Origin of the sequence: Rhodanobacter spathiphylli B39, from assembly GCF_000264295.1 — a bacterium.
GTDB lineage: Bacteria > Pseudomonadota > Gammaproteobacteria > Xanthomonadales > Rhodanobacteraceae > Rhodanobacter > Rhodanobacter spathiphylli.
Genome location: NZ_AJXT01000048.1, coordinates 43,284 through 60,470, shown reverse-complemented (window position 1 = coordinate 60,470; position 17,187 = coordinate 43,284). Strand labels below are relative to the sequence as shown.

The 17,187-nt window shown below is 68.1% G+C and carries 22 protein-coding genes; 16 read left to right on the top strand and 6 right to left on the bottom strand.

The window, feature by feature from the left end; translation table 11 throughout:
- Positions 1-11 precede the first annotated feature (11 nt).
- From UU7_RS15050 to UU7_RS15035, 5 genes are all read left to right on the top strand, one after another.
- Positions 12-1,811, top strand: a complete 1,800-nt coding sequence (locus tag UU7_RS15050) for a DUF885 domain-containing protein (protein WP_040673574.1) — start codon at positions 12-14, stop codon at positions 1,809-1,811.
- A 76-nt stretch (positions 1,812-1,887) separates the two neighbouring features.
- Positions 1,888-2,280, top strand: coding sequence for an MbcA/ParS/Xre antitoxin family protein (locus tag UU7_RS15045; protein ID WP_007809763.1), 393 nt, complete (start codon positions 1,888-1,890; stop codon positions 2,278-2,280).
- 90 nt (positions 2,281-2,370) lie between these two features.
- A complete protein-coding gene (locus tag UU7_RS15040) occupies positions 2,371-3,081 on the top strand; it encodes an RES family NAD+ phosphorylase (RefSeq protein WP_007809760.1) in 711 nt (236 codons plus the stop codon).
- 68 nt (positions 3,082-3,149) lie between these two features.
- Positions 3,150-3,365: a helix-turn-helix domain-containing protein gene (locus UU7_RS17780; protein ID WP_007809758.1), complete on the top strand. Its 216-nt coding sequence runs from the start codon at positions 3,150-3,152 to the stop codon at positions 3,363-3,365.
- A gap of 125 nt (positions 3,366-3,490) precedes the next feature.
- On the top strand, positions 3,491-4,162 hold the full coding sequence (locus UU7_RS15035; RefSeq protein ID WP_007809757.1) for an SGNH/GDSL hydrolase family protein: 672 nt from the start codon (positions 3,491-3,493) through the stop codon (positions 4,160-4,162).
- Between the two features lie 9 nt (positions 4,163-4,171).
- Here the strand turns inward: UU7_RS15035 and phhA are convergent, their stop codons facing one another.
- Positions 4,172-5,059 (bottom strand): phenylalanine 4-monooxygenase, encoded by an 888-nt coding sequence (phhA, locus tag UU7_RS15030; protein ID WP_007809755.1) that lies wholly within the window; start codon positions 5,057-5,059, stop codon positions 4,172-4,174.
- Between the two features lie 134 nt (positions 5,060-5,193).
- Between phhA and UU7_RS15025 the strand changes: the two genes are divergently transcribed.
- From UU7_RS15025 to UU7_RS15015, 3 genes are read left to right on the top strand one after another with little or no spacing between them, the layout of a single operon-like run.
- A complete protein-coding gene (locus UU7_RS15025; RefSeq protein WP_007809753.1) occupies positions 5,194-5,694 on the top strand; it encodes an Lrp/AsnC family transcriptional regulator in 501 nt (166 codons plus the stop codon).
- 18 nt (positions 5,695-5,712) lie between these two features.
- Positions 5,713-6,513, top strand: coding sequence for a lysophospholipid acyltransferase family protein (locus UU7_RS15020; RefSeq protein WP_007809751.1), 801 nt, complete (start codon positions 5,713-5,715; stop codon positions 6,511-6,513).
- The gene (locus UU7_RS15015; protein WP_007809750.1) at positions 6,510-7,565 is read left to right on the top strand and encodes a YheT family hydrolase; all 1,056 of its coding nucleotides are present in this window, start codon (positions 6,510-6,512) and stop codon (positions 7,563-7,565) included. Before UU7_RS15020 ends, UU7_RS15015 begins: the two co-directional genes overlap by 4 nt.
- Here the strand turns inward: UU7_RS15015 and UU7_RS15010 are convergent.
- Together UU7_RS15010 and UU7_RS15005 are read right to left on the bottom strand one after the other, a co-directional pair.
- Positions 7,538-8,149: a 2OG-Fe(II) oxygenase gene (locus tag UU7_RS15010; RefSeq protein WP_007809748.1), complete on the bottom strand. Its 612-nt coding sequence runs from the start codon at positions 8,147-8,149 to the stop codon at positions 7,538-7,540. The two genes, UU7_RS15015 and UU7_RS15010, sit on opposite strands and share 28 nt — an antisense overlap.
- A gap of 111 nt (positions 8,150-8,260) precedes the next feature.
- The gene (locus UU7_RS15005; protein WP_007809746.1) at positions 8,261-8,473 is read right to left on the bottom strand and encodes a DUF3820 family protein; all 213 of its coding nucleotides are present in this window, start codon (positions 8,471-8,473) and stop codon (positions 8,261-8,263) included.
- Between the two features lie 165 nt (positions 8,474-8,638).
- Between UU7_RS15005 and UU7_RS18680 the strand changes: the two genes are divergently transcribed.
- Positions 8,639-8,995: a response regulator gene (locus UU7_RS18680; protein ID WP_040673549.1), complete on the top strand. Its 357-nt coding sequence runs from the start codon at positions 8,639-8,641 to the stop codon at positions 8,993-8,995.
- 9 nt (positions 8,996-9,004) lie between these two features.
- Here the strand turns inward: UU7_RS18680 and UU7_RS14995 are convergent, their stop codons facing one another.
- Positions 9,005-10,480: an AAA family ATPase gene (locus UU7_RS14995; protein WP_007809743.1), complete on the bottom strand. Its 1,476-nt coding sequence runs from the start codon at positions 10,478-10,480 to the stop codon at positions 9,005-9,007.
- A gap of 99 nt (positions 10,481-10,579) precedes the next feature.
- Here UU7_RS14995 and UU7_RS14990 point away from each other — a divergent pair, with 99 nt between their 5' ends.
- The 7 genes from UU7_RS14990 (at position 10,580) to UU7_RS14960 (ending at position 15,086) form a co-directional block, all read left to right on the top strand.
- Positions 10,580-11,668, top strand: coding sequence for a PQQ-dependent sugar dehydrogenase (locus UU7_RS14990; protein ID WP_007809741.1), 1,089 nt, complete (start codon positions 10,580-10,582; stop codon positions 11,666-11,668).
- 72 nt (positions 11,669-11,740) lie between these two features.
- A complete protein-coding gene (locus UU7_RS14985; protein WP_007809739.1) occupies positions 11,741-12,364 on the top strand; it encodes a YbhB/YbcL family Raf kinase inhibitor-like protein in 624 nt (207 codons plus the stop codon).
- A 137-nt stretch (positions 12,365-12,501) separates the two neighbouring features.
- A complete protein-coding gene (locus UU7_RS17775) occupies positions 12,502-12,657 on the top strand; it encodes a DUF1328 domain-containing protein (RefSeq protein ID WP_007809737.1) in 156 nt (51 codons plus the stop codon).
- 54 nt (positions 12,658-12,711) lie between these two features.
- Entirely contained in the window at positions 12,712-13,074 is a 363-nt protein-coding gene (locus UU7_RS14975; RefSeq protein WP_007809735.1) for an ElaB/YgaM/YqjD family protein, read from the top strand.
- On the top strand, positions 13,071-13,571 hold the full coding sequence (locus UU7_RS14970; protein WP_007809733.1) for a hypothetical protein: 501 nt from the start codon (positions 13,071-13,073) through the stop codon (positions 13,569-13,571). The genes UU7_RS14975 and UU7_RS14970 overlap by 4 nt, the downstream gene beginning before the upstream one ends.
- Positions 13,568-13,894, top strand: a complete 327-nt coding sequence (locus tag UU7_RS14965) for a glycine zipper domain-containing protein (RefSeq protein ID WP_007809731.1) — start codon at positions 13,568-13,570, stop codon at positions 13,892-13,894. The genes UU7_RS14970 and UU7_RS14965 overlap by 4 nt, the downstream gene beginning before the upstream one ends.
- Before the next feature lie 10 nt (positions 13,895-13,904).
- The gene (locus UU7_RS14960; protein ID WP_007809730.1) at positions 13,905-15,086 is read left to right on the top strand and encodes an AI-2E family transporter; all 1,182 of its coding nucleotides are present in this window, start codon (positions 13,905-13,907) and stop codon (positions 15,084-15,086) included.
- Here the strand turns inward: UU7_RS14960 and UU7_RS14955 are convergent.
- Both UU7_RS14955 and UU7_RS14950 read right to left on the bottom strand, forming a co-directional pair.
- The gene (locus UU7_RS14955) at positions 15,083-16,093 is read right to left on the bottom strand and encodes a TolB-like translocation protein (RefSeq protein ID WP_007809728.1); all 1,011 of its coding nucleotides are present in this window, start codon (positions 16,091-16,093) and stop codon (positions 15,083-15,085) included. The two genes, UU7_RS14960 and UU7_RS14955, sit on opposite strands and share 4 nt — an antisense overlap.
- The gene (locus tag UU7_RS14950) at positions 16,080-17,090 is read right to left on the bottom strand and encodes a TolB family protein (protein WP_007809727.1); all 1,011 of its coding nucleotides are present in this window, start codon (positions 17,088-17,090) and stop codon (positions 16,080-16,082) included. The genes UU7_RS14955 and UU7_RS14950 overlap by 14 nt, the downstream gene beginning before the upstream one ends.
- Positions 17,091-17,187 lie beyond the last annotated feature (97 nt).

The window sequence follows — 17,187 nt, the reverse complement described above, 5'->3', positions numbered from 1 at the left end:
ACAAGATCCCGATGATGACCCGATGGGCCGTGCTTGCGCTTGTCTGCGGCGCTCCGGCTTACGCGACCGGCACCCCGGCCGGCGAAACCGCCGCCGATGCCCGGCTCAGGAACATCTACACCACCGAGTGGGCCTGGCGGACGGGACAGGCCGGCATCAGTGCGTCGGGTGAGTCCCAGCCCAACAACGGCCGGCTCGATGACGTCGATGCGGCCAGTCAGCAGCGGCGACTGGATTACTGGCAGGACGTGCTCAAGCAGCTGGACGGCATCGACGCGGCCACGCTGTCGCCTGCCGAACAGGCGAACTTCGCGATCTATCGCGAGCAGATCGGCAACTTCGTCGCCGACCAGCGCTTCCGCAACTGGCAGATGCCGTTCAACAGCGATTCGGCGTTCTGGTCGGACATCGGTTACCAGCTGGGCGGCGGCCGGTTGCGCACCCCCCAGGACTACGAACAGTACCTGGATCGGCTCGACCAGATCCCCGCCTACTTCGACCAGCAGATCGCCAACATGCGGGCCGGGCTCAAGCGCGGGTTCAGCGTGCCCCGCGCGGTGCTGGACGGGCGTGACGTATCGATCGCCGCGGTCGCCGAATTGAAGGATCCGACCGCGAGCAGCTTCTATGCGCCGTTCAGGCAGCTGCCGGCCACGATGCCCACCGATCAGGCGCAAGCGTTGCGGGGCAAGGCGCTGCAGCGCATCCGGGACGGGGTGATCCCCGCCTACGGCAAATTGCTGCGCTTCTTCCGCGACGAATACGTGCCGAAGGCGCGCAAGACGCTCGCAGCCGAGGCGCTGCCCGACGGCAAGGCGTTCTATCGCCAGCAGATCCGCGAGTACACCACGCTCGACCTCGACCCGGATCAGATCCACCAGATCGGACTCGAGCAGGTGGCGCAGATCCATGCGCAGATGCTGGAGGTGATCAAGGACACCGACTTCAAGGGCAGCTTCGCCGGGTTCCTGCAGTTCCTGCGCAGCGATCCGCAGTTCTACGCGAAGTCGCCGGAGGAACTGCTGATGCGCAGTGCCTGGGTGGCCAAGGAAGTGGACGGCCAGATGGCCAGATACTTCGGCCACCTGCCGCGCCAGCGCTTCACCATCGTGCCGGTGCCGGCCGACATCGCCCCGTACTACACCTCCGGTCGCGGCGGCGCCGACGAATACCTGGTCAACACCTATGACCTGTCGTCGCGGCCGCTGTACAACATGCCTGCGCTGACCCTGCATGAGTCCTATCCGGGTCACGCGCTGCAGCTGGAACTGGCCGACGAGCAGCACGACCAGCCCGCGTTCCGCCGCAACAGCTACATCTCCGCCTACGGCGAGGGCTGGGGCCTCTATTCGGAATATCTCGGCAACGAGATGGGCATCTACAAGACCCCGTACCAGCGCTTCGGTTACCTCACCTACCAGATGTGGCGGGCCTGCCGGCTGGTGGTCGACACCGGCATCCATCACCTGGGCTGGAGCCGGCAACAGGCGATCGACTACCTCACCGTCAACACCGCATTGTCCGCCCGCGAGATCGCCAACGAGGTCGATCGCTACATCAGCTGGCCGGGACAGGCGCTGTCCTACGAACTGGGCTACCTGAAGATCCGCGAGCTGCGCGCGAAGGCCGAAAAGGCGCTGGGTGCGAAGTTCGACATCCGCCACTTCCACGACACCGTGCTGTCCACCGGTTCGGTGCCGTTGCCGGTGCTGGAACAGCGCATCGACCGCTTCATCGCCGACGGCGGTCCGGAGCCGGATTACGGCTGCGACTGCGCCGCAAAGGCGAAGGAGCAGCCGTCGGGGTCGTGAAGCGGCACTGGTCAAACATTGACCACAGCTTCCCTTGTAGAGTAAATTGCATGTCAACTTTACAAGGAGAGTGACCGTGCTGGCCCAGTCGCTGCCTGAAAACACTCCTGACGCAGACCTCGGTGGTCCGGCGCTGCGCGCGTTCTTCCGCCTCGCCGAACACTGGAAGTTGCGCATTGCCGACCAGCGCAAGCTGCTCGGCGATCCGCCGGAATCGACCTTCTACAAGTGGAAGCGCCAGCAGGATGGCGCACCGGGACGCGACACCATCGAGCGGATCAGCTACCTGCTCGGGATCTGGAAGTCGCTGCAGATCCTGTTTCCCGAACCGGCCCAGGCCGACGCCTGGCTGCACAAGCCGAATGCGGCGTCGCTGTTCGGCGGCCACTCCGCGCTGGAACGCATGCTGTCGGGCAATGTCGCCGACCTGTACGTGGTGCGGCAGTATCTGGACGCGCAGCGCGGCTGAAGCGGTGACGGGCGTCGCGGCGAGCGAGACGGCGATGCCGCACGCTCTGCGCCTCTCCCTGCAGGCAAGGAAGCATATCCAGGAGCCCTGATGCCAAACGAGTTGCCGTCCCTCAAACGCGTCCGCTGGAGCCAGGCGTACCGCATCGTGCCCAGTCGCTTCCCGCCGGTCGGGGTGTACGACCGCATCGCCGACCCGGCCGACATGGACGCGGTGTTCGCGATCGAGGCATTGACCAATCCGCGCCTGCGCGAGGAGATCGACGCGCTGAAGCTGGTGCCGAAGGCGCATCGCGTCAGCGGCCCGGGTTCGACGCCGGTGATGGCGGCGTTCACCCATCTGAATCCGGAAGGCAGCCGCTTCTCCGATGGCACGTGGGGCGTGTTCTACGCGGCGCACAGCGTGGCCACGGCGGTCGAGGAAACGGTGTATCACCGCGAGCAATTCATGGCCGCCACCAGGGAACCGCCGTGCGAGGTGCAGATGCGCTGCTACCGGACCAGCGTGGACAGCAAGCTGCACGACCTGCGCGGTGGCTGGCCGGCGGAACAGGCGGCCGACAGCTACGTGGCCAGCGTCGCGCTGGCGCGCCGGCTGCGCGATGCCGGTTCGCCCGGCATCGTCTTCGACAGCGCCCGGCATGCCGGTGGCGAATGCATCGCCGCATTCTTTCCCGACGTGGTCGCCTGCTGCGTGCAGGCCAGGCACCTGGTCTATCGCTGGGACGGCACCCGCATCGCCCAGGTGCTGGAGGTGAGCGAGCTCAAGCGGCCCGCTGCGGGCGGTGCGCAAGAGCGCTGATCGTCGCGAGTCGGAGCGACCGGCCGCCGGGGCGACTGCCGGTCGAGGCCGAGCCGGAGGCTGTCGAGGTGGCGGCGCCGGAAAGGAAATCGATCCGGCTTCCCTGCGACATCAAGACCGAGATGGCGCGCCTGGAAGTGGACCTGGTCCAGCGCGCGCTCGTCGAAGCCCGCCACAGCCAGGTCGAGGCAGCGCCGCTGCTCGGACTCAGCTATCACCAACTGCGCGCACTGTTGCGCAAGCACGGCATGGTGAAGTCGCGCCGTCGCGGGGACGCTCCATGAGTGACAACCGTGAAATCACCCTCGCCGTCGTTGCGCTACGCTCGCGGACGGCGTTTCCCGCTGTCTGCAGGCAGCATCGATAGTCTGCAGCCGGCATGACCACGACGGGGCGAACGATGAAATGCATGCGTCATCTGCTGTGGACCCTGCTGCTGTGCCCGCTGCTGGCCGCGGCACGCGACAACCGGGAAAACGATCATGCGCAGTGGAAGCGGGATATTGCCGCGTTCCAGGCCACGGATCGGGCGCAGCCACCGGCGGCGGGCGCGGTGTTGTTCATCGGCAGTTCGTCGATCCGCATGTGGAACTCGCTGGCCACGGATTTCCCGCAGGTGCGCACGCTCAACCGCGGCTTTGGCGGTTCGGAGATCGACGATGCCACCTTCTTCGCCGACCGCATCGTGGCGCCATACCACCCCCGCGCGATCGTGATGTATGCAGGCGACAACGACCTGGCCGACGGCGACAGCCCGGCCCATCTGCGCGACGACTTCGCCGCCTTCGTGCGCAAGGCGCGCTCGTACGACGCTGATGTCCCGATCGCCTTCATCGCGATCAAGCCCAGCGTGGCGCGCAAGGTGTTGCTGCCGAAGATCCGCGAGGCGAATGCGCTGGTGCGCGCCTACGCCGCCAGCCAGCGGGACGTCAGCTACCTGGACGTGTTCACCCCGATGCTGGGCAGCGACGGCCAGCCGCAATCGCGCTGGTTCATCGCCGACGGGCTGCACATGAACCGGCAGGGTTATGCGCTGTGGACCGGCGTGGTGGAAACGTGGCTGGACGCCACCTTGCGCTGATCCGGCGGATCAGGTGTCCGCGTTGGTCGCCCAGCCCACGCGATCGCCACGGGTGAACACGCGGTCCCCATCGAGCACGTCGCCGGCGGCGTGCGCGGGCGATTCGCGCAGCTTCGCGTAGATCGGCGTGAAGTCCGGATGGGTGGCTTCGAACAGCTGCTCGAAGCTGTCGATCACGAAATAGGTCTGCTGGTAGGTGTCGATGCGGTAGCGCGTGCTCATCACGCGTTCCAGGCCGAAGCCGATGCGGTTGGGCGAGGGCGAATCGAGCGAGTAGATCGACTCGCCCTTGGAGCTGACGATGCCGGCGCCGTAGATGCGCAGGCCGTCGCCGGTATTGATCAGGCCGAACTCCACCGTGTACCAGTACAGCCGGGTCAGGTTCATCAGCGCTTCGGGGCCGATCGCGAACGCCTTCATGCCGCCGCGGCCATAGGCCTGCATGTAGTCGGCGAACACCGGGTTCAGCAGCAGCGGCACGTGGCCGAACATGTCGTGGAACAGGTCCGGCTCGCTGAGGTAGTCGAGCTGGTCGGGCTTCCTGATCCACCAGCTGACCGGGAAGCGGCGGTGGGCCAGGTGGTCGAAGAACACCTCGTCCGGCAGCAGGCCCTCCACCGCGACCAGCTCCCAGCCGGTGGCGGCGCCGAGCACCTTGTTCAACTCGGCAAATTTCGGGATGCCGCCATCGCCCAGGCCGAAGCGCTCGACGCCGTCGAGGAATTCCCGGCAGGCGCGGCCGGGCAGCAGTTCGCGCTGGCGCTTGAACAGCGTGTCCCAGACTTCATGGTCGGTCGCGCTGTAGCTGTCCCACGGCTGTTCGACCACGCCGGTGGCATAGACCGGCACGTAGCCGCGGTCGGTCTGCTGGTGTTCGACTTTGCGAGGGGTGTCCATGGCGCGGCTCCGGGTGGGACAGGCGATCTCAAGGATACGGTGGATCGCCCGCAGCAGGCTTGCTTTATTGTCCGTTTATGGGCCAAGAATGAACTATTCTTGCGCCAAGCACCAAAATAGAAGGAGATCATTGCATGACCTCGCTGGATCGCACCGACCTGCGCATGCTCGCCGTGCTGCAGAGCGAAGGCCGCATTACCAATGCCGAACTGGCCGAGCGGGTCAGCCTGTCGCCCTCGGCCTGCCTGCGCCGGCTGCAGCGGCTGGAGGCGGACCAGGTGATCACCGGTTACGCCGCCCAGGTCGATCCGCAGGCGGTCGGACTGGGCCTGCAGGCCTTCGTGCGGGTCCAGCTGACCCGACACGAGAGCGCGGCGATCGAGGGTTTCGTCGAGCGCGTCAGCGGCTGGGACGAAGTGGTCGCCTGCCACGCGCTGACCGGCGACATGGACTACCTGCTGCACGTTTACGTGGCCGACCTCAAGGACTTCTCGCGCTTCCTGCTCGACCATCTGTTGAACGCCAGCGGGGTCGGCGATGTCAATTCGAGCTTCGTGCTGCGCACGGTGAAGCGTTCGCCCTCGCTGCCGCTGGCGCAGCTGGAGCGACCGGGGCCTGCGGCGGCGCGGAACTAACGTTAAACTGGGCAGCTGATGAGCATCGACACCACCACCGTGCCCGAACGCGACCTGCTGCGCCCGCTGCGCTACCTGTGGCGCGTGCCGCTGGTGGTGCTGCACGTCGTGCTGGGCATCCTGCTCTGCGCGCTGCTGCTCAGCTGGAACCAGCAGGCCGTCATGAAGAACGGACGCGAGCCGTTCGCGCACCGGATGATCCGGCTGTGGTCGGTGACCCTGCTGCGCATCCTCGGCATGCGCGCCCGGCGCTTCGGCGAGGCGCTGCGCGACCCCGTGCTGTTCGTCGCCAACCACACCTCGTGGCTCGACATCATCATGCTGCACAGCCAGCGCGCGGCCTGTTTCGTGGCCAAGGCGGAGATCGCCGGCTGGCCGCTGATCGGCTGGCTGGCCGCCAACGGCGGCACCATCTTCCACCGCCGCGGCAACAACCATTCGCTGGCGACGGTGATGCAGGCCATGGTCGAGCGCCTGCGCGCCGGGCGTTCGGTGGCGGTGTTCCCGGAAGGCGGCACCGGTTACCACGGCGTGCTGAAAGTGTTCCACGCGCGGATCTTCCAGGCCGCGCTCGATGCCGACGTGACGGTGCAGCCGGTGGCGCTGCGCTTTGCCCGTGGCGGCCGGCGGGTGGTCGATGCCGGCTTCCGCGAAGACGAGAGCTTCTTCGGCAACATCGTGCGCCTGCTGGGCGAGGCGCCGATGGATGCCGAGATCCACTTCCTGACGCCGGTGCCCGCCACCCCCGATGCGCGCCGGCGCATGGCCGAGCTGTCACGCGAACGCATCGCCTCCGCACTGGAAGACCGCCAGGAATGAGCCTGCTTTACGGAAAGGATTTCCGTCCACCCTGGCCGCTGCGCAGCGGTCATATCCAGACCATGCTGTCGTCCAGCGGCGTGCGCCGCGTGCTGCTGCCGCGCGCGGCCAAGACCGTGCTGCAAGGTGCCGAGCCGGTGGTGGTCGATGGTGGCAGCGGCGTGCGCCTGACCGGCGCCTACACCGCGCAGGGGACTCGTCCACGGTCGCGCGGCCTGGCCGTGCTGTTCCATGGCTGGGAGGGCAGTGTCGACTCCACCTACGTGCTGCAGACCGGCAGCCGCCTGCTGGCCGATGGCTGGGACATCTTCCGCCTCAACTTCCGCGACCACGGCGACAGCCACGGACTCAACGAGGCGCTGTTCCACTCCTGCCGGCTCGACGAAGTGGTGCACGCGCTGGGTGACATCGCCCGGCGTTACCCGGCGCGGCCGATGGCACTGGCCGGCTTCTCGCTGGGCGGCAACTTCGCGTTGCGCGCCGCGATGCAGACCTCGCGGCTGGGCATTCCGCTGAGCTACGTGCTGGCGGTGTGCCCGATCATCGATCCGGGTGCGGGGCTGTTCGCGCTGGAGGAGTCGGCACCCTGGTTCTACCAGGCCTACTTCATGCGCAAGTGGCGCCACTCGCTGCTGACCAAGCAGCGGGCGTTTCCCGAGCACCAGTTCTTCGAGATCTCCGAGCTGAAGCAGCACCTGCGCGGGCTGACCGAGTCGCTGGTGCTGCGCCACACCGACTTCAAGTCGCTGCAACAGTATCTGGACGGCTATTCGGTGGCTGGCGATGCGATGCAGGCGATGCAGATTCCCGCCACCATCCTGACCTCGCGCGACGACCCGGTGATTCCGGTGGGCAGTTTCGAAACGCTCGAACTGCCGCCGAACATCGAGCTGGACATCGCCGAGTACGGCGGCCACTGCGGCTTCATCCGCGACTGGGGCATGACCAGCTTCTCGGACGACTACATCGCCGGCCGCTTCAACGCGATTGCCGACGCCGAATCATCCATCGACCGCGTGGCGGCTCAGGCATCGGCGCCGACGGCGCGCTGACGCATCCAGCTGGCAATGCTCATGCGGTCGCGCGTGGCCGGCAGCACCTCGTGCTCGAACCGGCCGGACAGGAACAGCAGCAGGTCGCCCGCGCGCGGAAGGATGTCGCGATGGCTGCCGTCGTCCAGATACAGGCGCAGCGCGCCACCGTCCGTGTCCAGCCAGTCCTGGTTGAGATAGAACACCGCCGAGATGACCCGGGTGTCGCTGCCGCGCAGGCGATCCAGGTGCCGCGCGTAGCCGGCGCCGGGGCGGTACATCGCGTAGTGCGATTCGCAATCGACCAGGCTCAGCATCAGTTCGCGCCCCAGCCTCTGGCGCAACGCGTCCATGCGTTCGGCGAAAACCTGCTGCGGCCCGGTCGGGGCGTCCGTGGCGAACCAGTGGATGCTGTCGCCACGCAGCGCCGATGCGGTGCGGCTGCTGCCGGTGCGGGCAGGCAGCAGTTGCCGCGTATCGTGCATTGCCGCGCACTCGGCGCCCAGCGCACGCGTCTGCGCGTCATCCAGCAGGCCGGGCAGCATGCACCAGCCATCGACCGCCAGCGCGCTGGCCGCGGCATCGAAACAGAAGGGGGGAGACATCGAACGCCCGGGGTGCGCGAAGCAGCGAAGTGGCCGTTCCGGTGCGCCCGGTCGGGCGGCGCTGGGGGGCAGGCTGCCATGACCGGCAGCGGCGCAGCATACGATGATTCGTCAGCGCGTGCGCAGTGGGTCGAGCAGGCGGCCCAGGCCGTTGTGGTCGAGTTCCAGCATCAGGGCCAGCAACTGGCCCAGCTGCCCCGGGGGGAAGCCCTTGCGAGCGAACCAGGCCAGGTAGGCGCCGGGCAGGTCCGCGATCAGCCGACCCTGGTACTTGCCATAAGGCATGCGCACGGTCACCAGTTTCTGCAGGTCGGCGGGGTCCATGTCATGGCCTCGGTGGCGGGAAAAAAAGCGCGGCGCCGGAACGGCATGCACGAGCTGAATACAACATCCCGAGCCTCGTGTCCCGGTCCGGACCGCGTGCGCGGTGCCGGCTGGCGTGCCACGGCGCTTGCTGGCAGACTCAAGTGCGACCAAGGGAGTACCAGGGTGCCACCAACCACCGCCAGACGGGTATTGGTCGTCGAAGACGACCCGATCGTGGCCATGCTTGTCGAAGACATCGTGCGCGACATGGGACACGACGTCCTGATCAATCTCACCCTCGAGCATGCGATGTTCGAGATCGAGGACGGCCAGATCGATGCCGTGCTGCTGGACATGCATCTGCGCGGCGAGGACGCGCGCCCGATCCTGCTCGACCTGCTGGCGCGCGGGACACCCTTCATGGTGCTGTCCGGTTCCGATCAGAGCGGCCTGAGAGGCGAGTTCCCCGGTATCCGTTTCCTGGCCAAGCCGTTCGGCAGGAACGATCTCGAAGCCGCCGTGCGCGACCTGCTGGGCTGAAGCCCGGCGTCAGTCCGCCGCCACGCAACGCCCCTGGGCCCAGGCCCGCAGCGCGTTCACCTGTTCGCGCATCAGCACCGACAGCGGGCGGGTCTGCCTGAGGGCATGCAGCAGGACCGGCTGGTCCGGCGGCGTGCCGTTGCCCGCCGCGTCGTACAGCGCGCTGACGATGGTCTGCTCGATCTCGGCGCCGGAAAAGCCATCGCTCGCCGCCGCCAGGGCGGGCAGTTCGAAGCTGGCGGGATCGAGCTGGCGCCGTGCCAGGTGCATCGCGAAGATCTGCTCGCGCACCGTGGCAGCGGGCAGGTCGACGAAGAAGATCTCGTCGAAACGGCCCTTGCGCAGCAGCTCGGCGGGCAGTTCGTGCACCGCGTTCGCGGTGGCGACGACGAACACCTTGGCCTTGCGCTCCGCCATCCAGGTCAGCAGGTAGCCGAGCACGCGGCGCGACACGCCGCCGTCATCGCCGCCGCCGGCCAGGCCCTTCTCGATCTCGTCGATCCACAGCACGCACGGCGACAGCAGCTCGGTGCTGGCCAACGCCTCGCGCAGGTTCTTCTCGGTCTCGCCCTGGTACTTGTTGTACAGCGTGCCGAAATCCAGCCGCACCAGCGGCACGCCGAAGCCGCCGGCGATCGCCTTCGCCGCCAGGCTCTTGCCGCAACCCTGCACGCCGAGCAGCAGCACGCCGCGGGGCGGATCGAGCGCGGGGTCGGGCGTGGCGGCCAGGAACACCGCGCGTCGGCGCTGCACCCACTCACGCACGCGGCTGACCCCGGCGATGTCGGCGAAGCTGGCGGTGGCGTATTCGTAATGCAGCAGGCCGGAGCGGTTGAGCAGGTCGAACTTGGACTGCATCAGCTCGGGCAGGTCCTGCGGACCCAGCGCGCCGTCGTTGTAGATCAGCTTGCGCACGATGCGCCGGGCATCCGGCGCGGACAGGCCGAGCAGATTGCGCACGATGGTGCGCGCAGCGTCGTTGTCCACCTCGACCTTGCGGTTCTGTTCGCGCTGCCAGGCCACCGCCTCGGCGCGCAGGATGCCGGCCAGTTCCTTCAGGTCGGGCAGCGACAGCGGTACCCGCAAGGCCAGCGCCTCCAGCTCATCGGGCAGCTCCACCCTGGCGCCGACCAGCACGATGGTGTGCGCGGCCGAGCGTTGGCGCTGCACGATCTCGCGCAGCTGGCGCAGGCTCATCGCGTAGCGCAGCAGGCCGTGGAAATCGAACATCAGGTAGATGCCGCGCTCGCCCTGGGCGCGGATCGCGTCCAGGGTGGCGGTGGCGTCCGGCGCCACGTCGCCCTCGCGCTGGGCGAAGTCGAGCCGGTTCAGGCCGTCGGTCAGGGTCCAGCGCCACAGCGGATGCAGCGCCTGGGAAATCACATGGCGGAAGCACTCGATCACCCGCTGCTCGTCCACCGTCTCGATCACCAGCAGTGGCGTGGCCGCGCGAACCAGCGTGGTGAGATCCTGCAATTCGCTCATGTTTCCCCCTCGAAGAGGACAAGTTTACAGAGCGCCGACGCTTCTGGCTTCACGCGCGGCGGTATACGCTGGCTGTCCGCACGCCAAAGGAGCGCCGCCATGCGCCTGCTGTTGTCGTTGTTGCTGCTCGGCTCGTCGTTGCCCGCGCTGGCGGCGACGAAGCTGGACAAGCTGGCCCTGCCGAAGGGCTTCCATGTCGCGCTGTATGCCGACCAGGTGCCGAACGCCCGCGAAATGGCGGTGGGCGCCAACGGCACCGTGTTCGTCGGCTCCACCGGTGCGGGCAAGGTCTATGCGCTGACCGACCGGGATGGCGACGGCGTGGCCGAACAGGTGCGGGTCATCGCCAGCGGCCTGCAACTGCCGATGGGCGTGGCCTTCCATGATGGCGACCTGTACGTGTCGGCGGTGAGCCGCATCGTGGTACTGCGTGGCATCGAGCAGCACCTTGACGCGCCACCGAAGCCCGAGCTGGTTACCGACAGGCTTCCCACCGAGACCCATCACGGCGGCAAGTTCCTGGCCTTCGGTCCCGACGGCAAGCTGTACGTGCCGATCGGCGCGCCCTGCAACATCTGCGATCCGGCGCCGGACCACGGCAAGCTGATCCGGATGAATCCCGACGGCGGCGGCTGGGAAGACGTGGCCAGCGGCATCCGCAACACGGTCGGTTTCGACTGGCAGCCCGGCAGCGGCCACCTGTGGTTCACCGACAACGGCCGCGACCTGCTCGGCGACGACATCCCCAGCGACGAGCTGAACGAGATCACGGCGACCGGCCAGCACTTCGGCTACCCGTACTGCCACCAGGGCGACACGCTCGATCCGGACTTCGGCAAGGGCAGGAGCTGCAAGGACTACGTGCCGCCGGTGCTGAAACTCGGTGCACACGTCGCCTCGCTCGGCATGCGCTTCTACGACGGCAACCAGTTCCCGGCCAGTTACAAGGGCGCGATCATCGTGGCCGAACATGGTTCGTGGAACCGCACGCAGAAGTCCGGCTACCGGGTGATGACGGTGCGCCTGAAAGGCAACAAGGTGCTGTCGTACGCACCGCTGATCACCGGCTTCGAACAGGACGAAAGCGCCTGGGGCCGCCCGGCCGACGTGCAGCCGCTGGCCGACGGCAGCGTGCTGGTCAGCGACGACCTGGCAGGCGCGGTGTACCGGGTGACGTACAAGCCCTGAGTTTCGCGTCACGCTCGTCATTCGTGCGCCGGCAGGAAGCGCACTCCACACACAACCAGGTGAACCCACACCATGCAATTACGCAGCGACAACTTCGAAAACAACCAGCCGATTCCCGCCACCTTCACCTTCGGCAAGCGTGCCGATCCGTTCGCCCTGTCCGACAACCACAGCCCGCACCTGGCGTGGAAGAACGCGCCGTCGGCCACCCGTTCGTTCGTGCTCACCTGCATCGATCCGGACGTGCCCAGCCGCGGCGACGACGTGAACCAGCCCGGTCGCACGGTGCCGGCGGACCTGCCGCGGGTGGAGTTCGTGCACTGGCTGATGGCCAACATCCCGGTGGAGTGTGGCGAGCTTGCCGCTGGCGCGTGCAGCGACGGGATCACCCCGCGCGGCAAGCGCGAACCGTTCGGTCCGCCCGGCAGCGTGCAGGGCGCCAACGACTACACCGGCTGGTTCAGCGGCGATCCGGACATGGCCGGTGAATACTTGGGCTATGACGGCCCCTGCCCGCCGTGGAACGATGCGTTGCTGCACCATTACCACTTCACCGTGTACGCGCTGGACGTGGCGGCGTTGCCGCTGGTCACCGGCTTTTCGCTGGCCGACCTGCGCGCGGCGATGGCGGGCCACGTGCTGGAACAGGCCGAGCTGGTCGGCACCTGCACGCTGAACCCGGACGTGGCTGGCTGAACGGTCGCGGCGCTGAACGTCGGCGCCGCGTGCATGCCCGCGCGTCTTCTCTTCACACCGGCAAGGCACGGGCTATGGGTGAATGGCTGCACGCGGTCGCACCGCGGGCACGTCTTACCCCACACGAGGATTCCCCCATGCTTCATTACGCCCTGGTCTTCCTGGTCATCGCCATCATCGCCGCCGTGCTCGGTTTCGGCGGCATTGCCGGCGCCGCCGCCGGCATCGCCAAGATCCTGTTCGTGATCTTCCTGATCCTGGCGATCATCGCGTTCTTCCGTCGCGCCAGTTGACCCCTGCCGATCGCGGCGCGGGCGCGCCATACTGAGTCTTTCCGGAGCCAAGCCATGAACAACCAAGTCAGCAGCAACGACAAGCCGACCGGCGATCGCATCGACGAGCGCGCCGAGCGGATCAAGCAGGCCACCTCGGCCGCCGTCGCCAGCACCAAGGACAGCGTCGAGCGTGCCGCCGACCACGTCGAGGAAGGCCTGCACCGGGCCACCGACAAGGCGGCCGGCGCGGCGCACAAGGCCAGCGACAAGGCTGCCGAGGTCAGCGAGCGCAGTCGCGAGGTGTATGACCAGACGATGGACCGCGCCGATGCATGGCTGGAGCAGGCGCGTGACTACGTGCGCGAAAAGCCCGTGCAGTCGGTGGCGATCGCCCTGGGCGCCGGCTGGTTGCTCGGCCGCATCCTGCGGCGGTGAGCGATCCGGAGCAAACCGATCCCGTGGACGGCGACGGTGCATCGACTCATGCGACAGCGGCGCCGGATCCGGCGCCGCTGTCGTCTGGTCTGCTGGCCGAACTGGGCCAGTTCGGGCGCGCCATCCGGCATCTGTTCGGCGCCCAGCTGGCCTTGCTGGCCGCCGAACTGGGGCTGGCCCGCAGCGCCGTTTCGTGGATGCTGCTGGCTGCGCTGGCGGCCACCGTCGCGGGCGTGGGGCTTGGCCTGACCCTGCTGGGCCTGGTCGGCGTGGTGCTGGCGTCGTGGTGGGGCTCGTGGTTCTGGGCGCTGCTGGGCCTGGCCGTGCTGCAACTGCTGTTCCTGCTCGGCGCGATCATCCTGTTCCGTCGCTGCATGCACTGGATGAGCTTGCCCGCCACACGCAACGAATGGGGTGCGATGATGCGCGAAACGCTGCACAGGGACGCGGACGAGCCGGCCGCACCTTCCGGGCAGCGTGACGGGGGAACGCCATGAGCCTGTTCGACCGCCTGGCCAAAGTGAAAGCCGCCCAGCTGCGCATGCGGTTCGCGCGGCAGGAACTCGCGACGCCGGCCGCGCTGCTGCTTGCACGGGGCCGCGACAACCCGTTGACCACCGTGGGCGTGGCCGCCGGTGCCGGCGTGGTGCTGGGCACGCTGGACGTGCACCCGCTGCGCGTGCCGGGAGTCGGCTCGCTGTTGAGCGGCGGTCTTGCCGAAGTGCTGGCGCAGGGCACCCGCCTGGTGGCCGACTTCGCCGAGGTCAGCATGGCGAAGCACGCCGCGGCGGACATCGCCGAGCCCGGCGAACAGGCATGAGCAGACCGGCATGAGCGAACCCGAGCCACTGCCGTCGCTGGCGCCCGGCACCCCCGTCGGCCTCGTCGCCGAGGTCGCGGTCGCCGAAGGGTTCGAACCGCCGTCCGGCCAGGACACCCCGCTGCGGCGACGCAATCCGGTGCTCGGCATACGCCGCCACCTGCGTGCGATCCGCCTGGTCTTCAACGCCTTGCTGCTGCTGGCCCTGCTGTACACCATCACGCTGACCAAGGCCTTGCTGATCCCGCTGGTGCTGGCCGCCTTCATCGGCCTGGCGCTGAATCCCATCGTGGCCTTCGGCGCCCGCCTGCGCATCCCGCGCTGGCTTACCGCGATGGTGCTGATGATCGGCCTGATCACCGGCATCGGCAGCGGCGTGGGCCTGCTGGCCCAGCCGGCCATCGGCTGGTTCCACGGCGCGCCCACCGCGATCCGCAGCTTCGTGCCGAAACTGCGCAGTTTCACCAAGCCGCTGGAGGCAGCCAACCGCGCCACCCAGACCCTGGTCAGCGGTTCCAGCACCCGCGCGGCCGTGCCGCAGTCCGCGCCGATCTCGATCAGCGCCTGGGACGTGGTCTCGACCGCGCCGAAGGTGCTGGCGGCCGTGCTCAGCGTGCTGCTGCTGGTGTTCTTCTTCCTGATCTACGGCGACTCGATGCTGCGCCGGCTGGTCGAGATCACCCCCAGCTTCGCCTACAAGCGACACGCGGTGACGATCGTGCGCGGCATCCAGACCGAGATCTCGCGCTACCTGCTCACCGCGCTGCTGATCAACGCCAGCCTCGGCGCGATCACCGCCGGCATGCTGTGGCTGTACAAGGTGCCCGACCCGCTGCTGTGGGGCGCGGTGGCGATGTTCGCCAACTTCATTCCCTATGTGGGCGCGATCGTCACCACCACCTTGCTGGCGGTGGTGTGCATGCTGTACGCCAACGACGCCAGCCTCGAGGTGTTCCTGCCGGTGCTGACCTTCGCCGGCATCACCGCGGTCGAAGGCAACCTGATCACCCCGCTGATCCAGGGCGCCAGCATGCGCCTGAGCCCCATCGCGATCCTGCTGTGGCTGCTGGTCTGGGGCTGGCTGTGGGGCATCCCCGGCGCGCTGCTGGCCGTGCCGATGCTGACCTGCACCAAGCTGATCACCGAACGCGTGCGCGGCTGGGAGTGGTTCGCGCACATCGTGCAGCGCTAGCCAGCTGGATCACCCGGCATCGGTTCTGCGCGCACAGTCGGCGCGATGCCGTGGGCGCGCAGCACCTCGGAAATGTCGAAGCGCCAGAGATTGCGCGAGCCGTTCAGCGGCGACTGCAGCCGTCGCTGCAGCGAGGCGTCGTCGTCACGGGGCTTCGGAAAATGCACCTCGTCGCGGCGCGCGCTCGACACGAACAGTTCGCCGAACGCCGGGCCCAGCGACGGCGCGTTCTCCAGCGTGCGGCTGTTGACGTCGCCGCCCAGGTGCTCCGGCTTGCCCCAGCCACCGTCCGGCTGGCGGAACACGATGTAGATGTCGGCGCTGCCCAGCGCATCGCCCTCGTTGCCGGCGTAGAGCAGGAAGCGCCCGGCCGGATCCACCGCCGGGTCCATGCGGTTGTGTGCGATGTCACCCAGCGGCAGCCGCTCGGGCGCGGCATGGCCGTGATCGCGTGCCACGTAGATCTGGTACGCCTTGCCGGAATCCGCGCGATGCGCCGAGAAATAGATGTCGCCGTTGGCCGCCACCGACGGGTTGTAGATCATCGCGCCGTCGTTGAGCGCGCCGTCGACGTGCACCGGCGCGGCCCATCCGCCTGTGACCTGTCGTTCGACGAACCACAGGTTCGTGCCGGGAAAACTGCGTCCGTTCATCGTCGCCGTCACCGGCGTGCCGCCCGGTCGCAGCGGCCGGTTGGAGACGAAGTACAGGCGCCGGCCATCGGGCGACAGCGTCGGCTCGGAGTCGTGCCACTCGCCGGAGAACTCGGCGACCCGCGGCGTCGACCAGCGATCACCCGAGCGATGCGAGACCATGATGGTGTCGTCGGCCTCGGCGAAATCCGAGCGCATGAAGTACAGCGTTTGGCCGTCCGGCGTCAGCGCGGCCGAGGTTTCCTGCAGGCCGGTGGAGATCACGCCCGCTCCGAGCAGCTCGCCGGCGCTGGCGAGTGGTGATGCGAACGCGAATGCGAGGCTGGCGACGAAGGCGAGGTCACGCGGCGTCATGGCTGTTCCCGGTCGAGTGCTGAAGGCTTGCCGCGGGCTTGCCCGAGCGCGTCGCGTCGAGCCACGGCGCCAGCGACATTTTCCAGATGTGGTCGTTGCCGTTGTCCCACGCGCGCATCCGCGCCAGGTCGGCCCGTGCCTGCGCGCCCGTGCGCGGGTAGCTCACCTTTGCGGTGTAGTTGCTGGTGAAGTACAGCGTGCGGGCGTCCGGGCCGAGGTGCGAACCCCAGGGCTCGTAGCGGTTCACCGCGTCGCCCAGGTCGATCGGCGTGCCCCAGCCCGCGCCGTCGCGGAAGGCGATGTACAGCCGGTCGGGTTTGTCCTTGCCCGCGTAGTTCGCGTCGAACACGATGAACGACTGGTCCGGCGCCACCGCTGGATCGAGTTCGTGTGCGGCCGGATCGCCCAGCGCGAGGCGCTGCGGTGCCTGGTAGCGGCCATCGCGCCAGGCCGTGCGGTAGAGATGGAACTCGTGGGTGGCCTCGTCGCGCCGCTGGTAGTACACGTCGCCATTCGCCGCCACGCTGGGCGAGTACACACTGGTGCCCACGTTCACCGCGTCGGGCAACCGCTGCGGCTCGCCCCAGCCGCTGCCGTGGCGGTCCACCCGCCACAACTGGCCGCCGCGCAGCGCCGGACCGCCGGCCACCGCGGCGCGGTTGGAGGTGTACACCAGGAACGAACCGTCCGGCGCCATCGCCGGATCGTGGTCCTGCCATTGCCCGGAGAACGAGGCGATCCGCGGCGTCGACCAGCCGTTCCCCACGCGATGCGCTTCCATGATGAAACCGTTCCAGCGCGCCTGCTGGTCGAAGTAGACGGTATTGCCGTCCGGCGCGAAGGTCAGGCAGTCCACGCCGGACGGACCGGAGATCGCGCCGGGGGCGAAGATTTCCGGCGATGGGGAAGTCGCGCTGGCCGCGTGGATCGCAGTCGCGCCGAAAATTTCCAGCGCGACGAGGCTGCTGGCGAGCAAGGTGAGCGAGCGGTGGGCCATGCGTATTCCTCGACGCGATGATGTGCGGCCGAGTCTGTATAGCGGCGCCAGCGCATCGCCGCCGCTTTGTGACGAGCGGGGAGCCGGCGTGACCAGC

Coding starts and splice junctions, on each gene's coding strand:
- UU7_RS15050 (WP_040673574.1), top strand. CDS start 12: ATGATGACCCGATGGGCCGTGCTTGCGCTTGTCTGCGGCGCTCCGGCT.
- UU7_RS15040 (WP_007809760.1), top strand. CDS start 2,371: ATGCCAAACGAGTTGCCGTCCCTCAAACGCGTCCGCTGGAGCCAGGCG.
- UU7_RS15035 (WP_007809757.1), top strand. CDS start 3,491: ATGCGTCATCTGCTGTGGACCCTGCTGCTGTGCCCGCTGCTGGCCGCG.
- phhA (WP_007809755.1), bottom strand. CDS start 5,059: ATGGACACCCCTCGCAAAGTCGAACACCAGCAGACCGACCGCGGCTAC.
- UU7_RS15025 (WP_007809753.1), top strand. CDS start 5,194: ATGACCTCGCTGGATCGCACCGACCTGCGCATGCTCGCCGTGCTGCAG.
- UU7_RS15020 (WP_007809751.1), top strand. CDS start 5,713: ATGAGCATCGACACCACCACCGTGCCCGAACGCGACCTGCTGCGCCCG.
- UU7_RS15015 (WP_007809750.1), top strand. CDS start 6,510: ATGAGCCTGCTTTACGGAAAGGATTTCCGTCCACCCTGGCCGCTGCGC.
- UU7_RS15010 (WP_007809748.1), bottom strand. CDS start 8,149: ATGTCTCCCCCCTTCTGTTTCGATGCCGCGGCCAGCGCGCTGGCGGTC.
- UU7_RS15005 (WP_007809746.1), bottom strand. CDS start 8,473: ATGGACCCCGCCGACCTGCAGAAACTGGTGACCGTGCGCATGCCTTAT.
- UU7_RS14995 (WP_007809743.1), bottom strand. CDS start 10,480: ATGAGCGAATTGCAGGATCTCACCACGCTGGTTCGCGCGGCCACGCCA.
- UU7_RS14990 (WP_007809741.1), top strand. CDS start 10,580: ATGCGCCTGCTGTTGTCGTTGTTGCTGCTCGGCTCGTCGTTGCCCGCG.
- UU7_RS14985 (WP_007809739.1), top strand. CDS start 11,741: ATGCAATTACGCAGCGACAACTTCGAAAACAACCAGCCGATTCCCGCC.
- UU7_RS17775 (WP_007809737.1), top strand. CDS start 12,502: ATGCTTCATTACGCCCTGGTCTTCCTGGTCATCGCCATCATCGCCGCC.
- UU7_RS14975 (WP_007809735.1), top strand. CDS start 12,712: ATGAACAACCAAGTCAGCAGCAACGACAAGCCGACCGGCGATCGCATC.
- UU7_RS14965 (WP_007809731.1), top strand. CDS start 13,568: ATGAGCCTGTTCGACCGCCTGGCCAAAGTGAAAGCCGCCCAGCTGCGC.
- UU7_RS14960 (WP_007809730.1), top strand. CDS start 13,905: ATGAGCGAACCCGAGCCACTGCCGTCGCTGGCGCCCGGCACCCCCGTC.
- UU7_RS14955 (WP_007809728.1), bottom strand. CDS start 16,093: ATGACGCCGCGTGACCTCGCCTTCGTCGCCAGCCTCGCATTCGCGTTC.
- UU7_RS14950 (WP_007809727.1), bottom strand. CDS start 17,090: ATGGCCCACCGCTCGCTCACCTTGCTCGCCAGCAGCCTCGTCGCGCTG.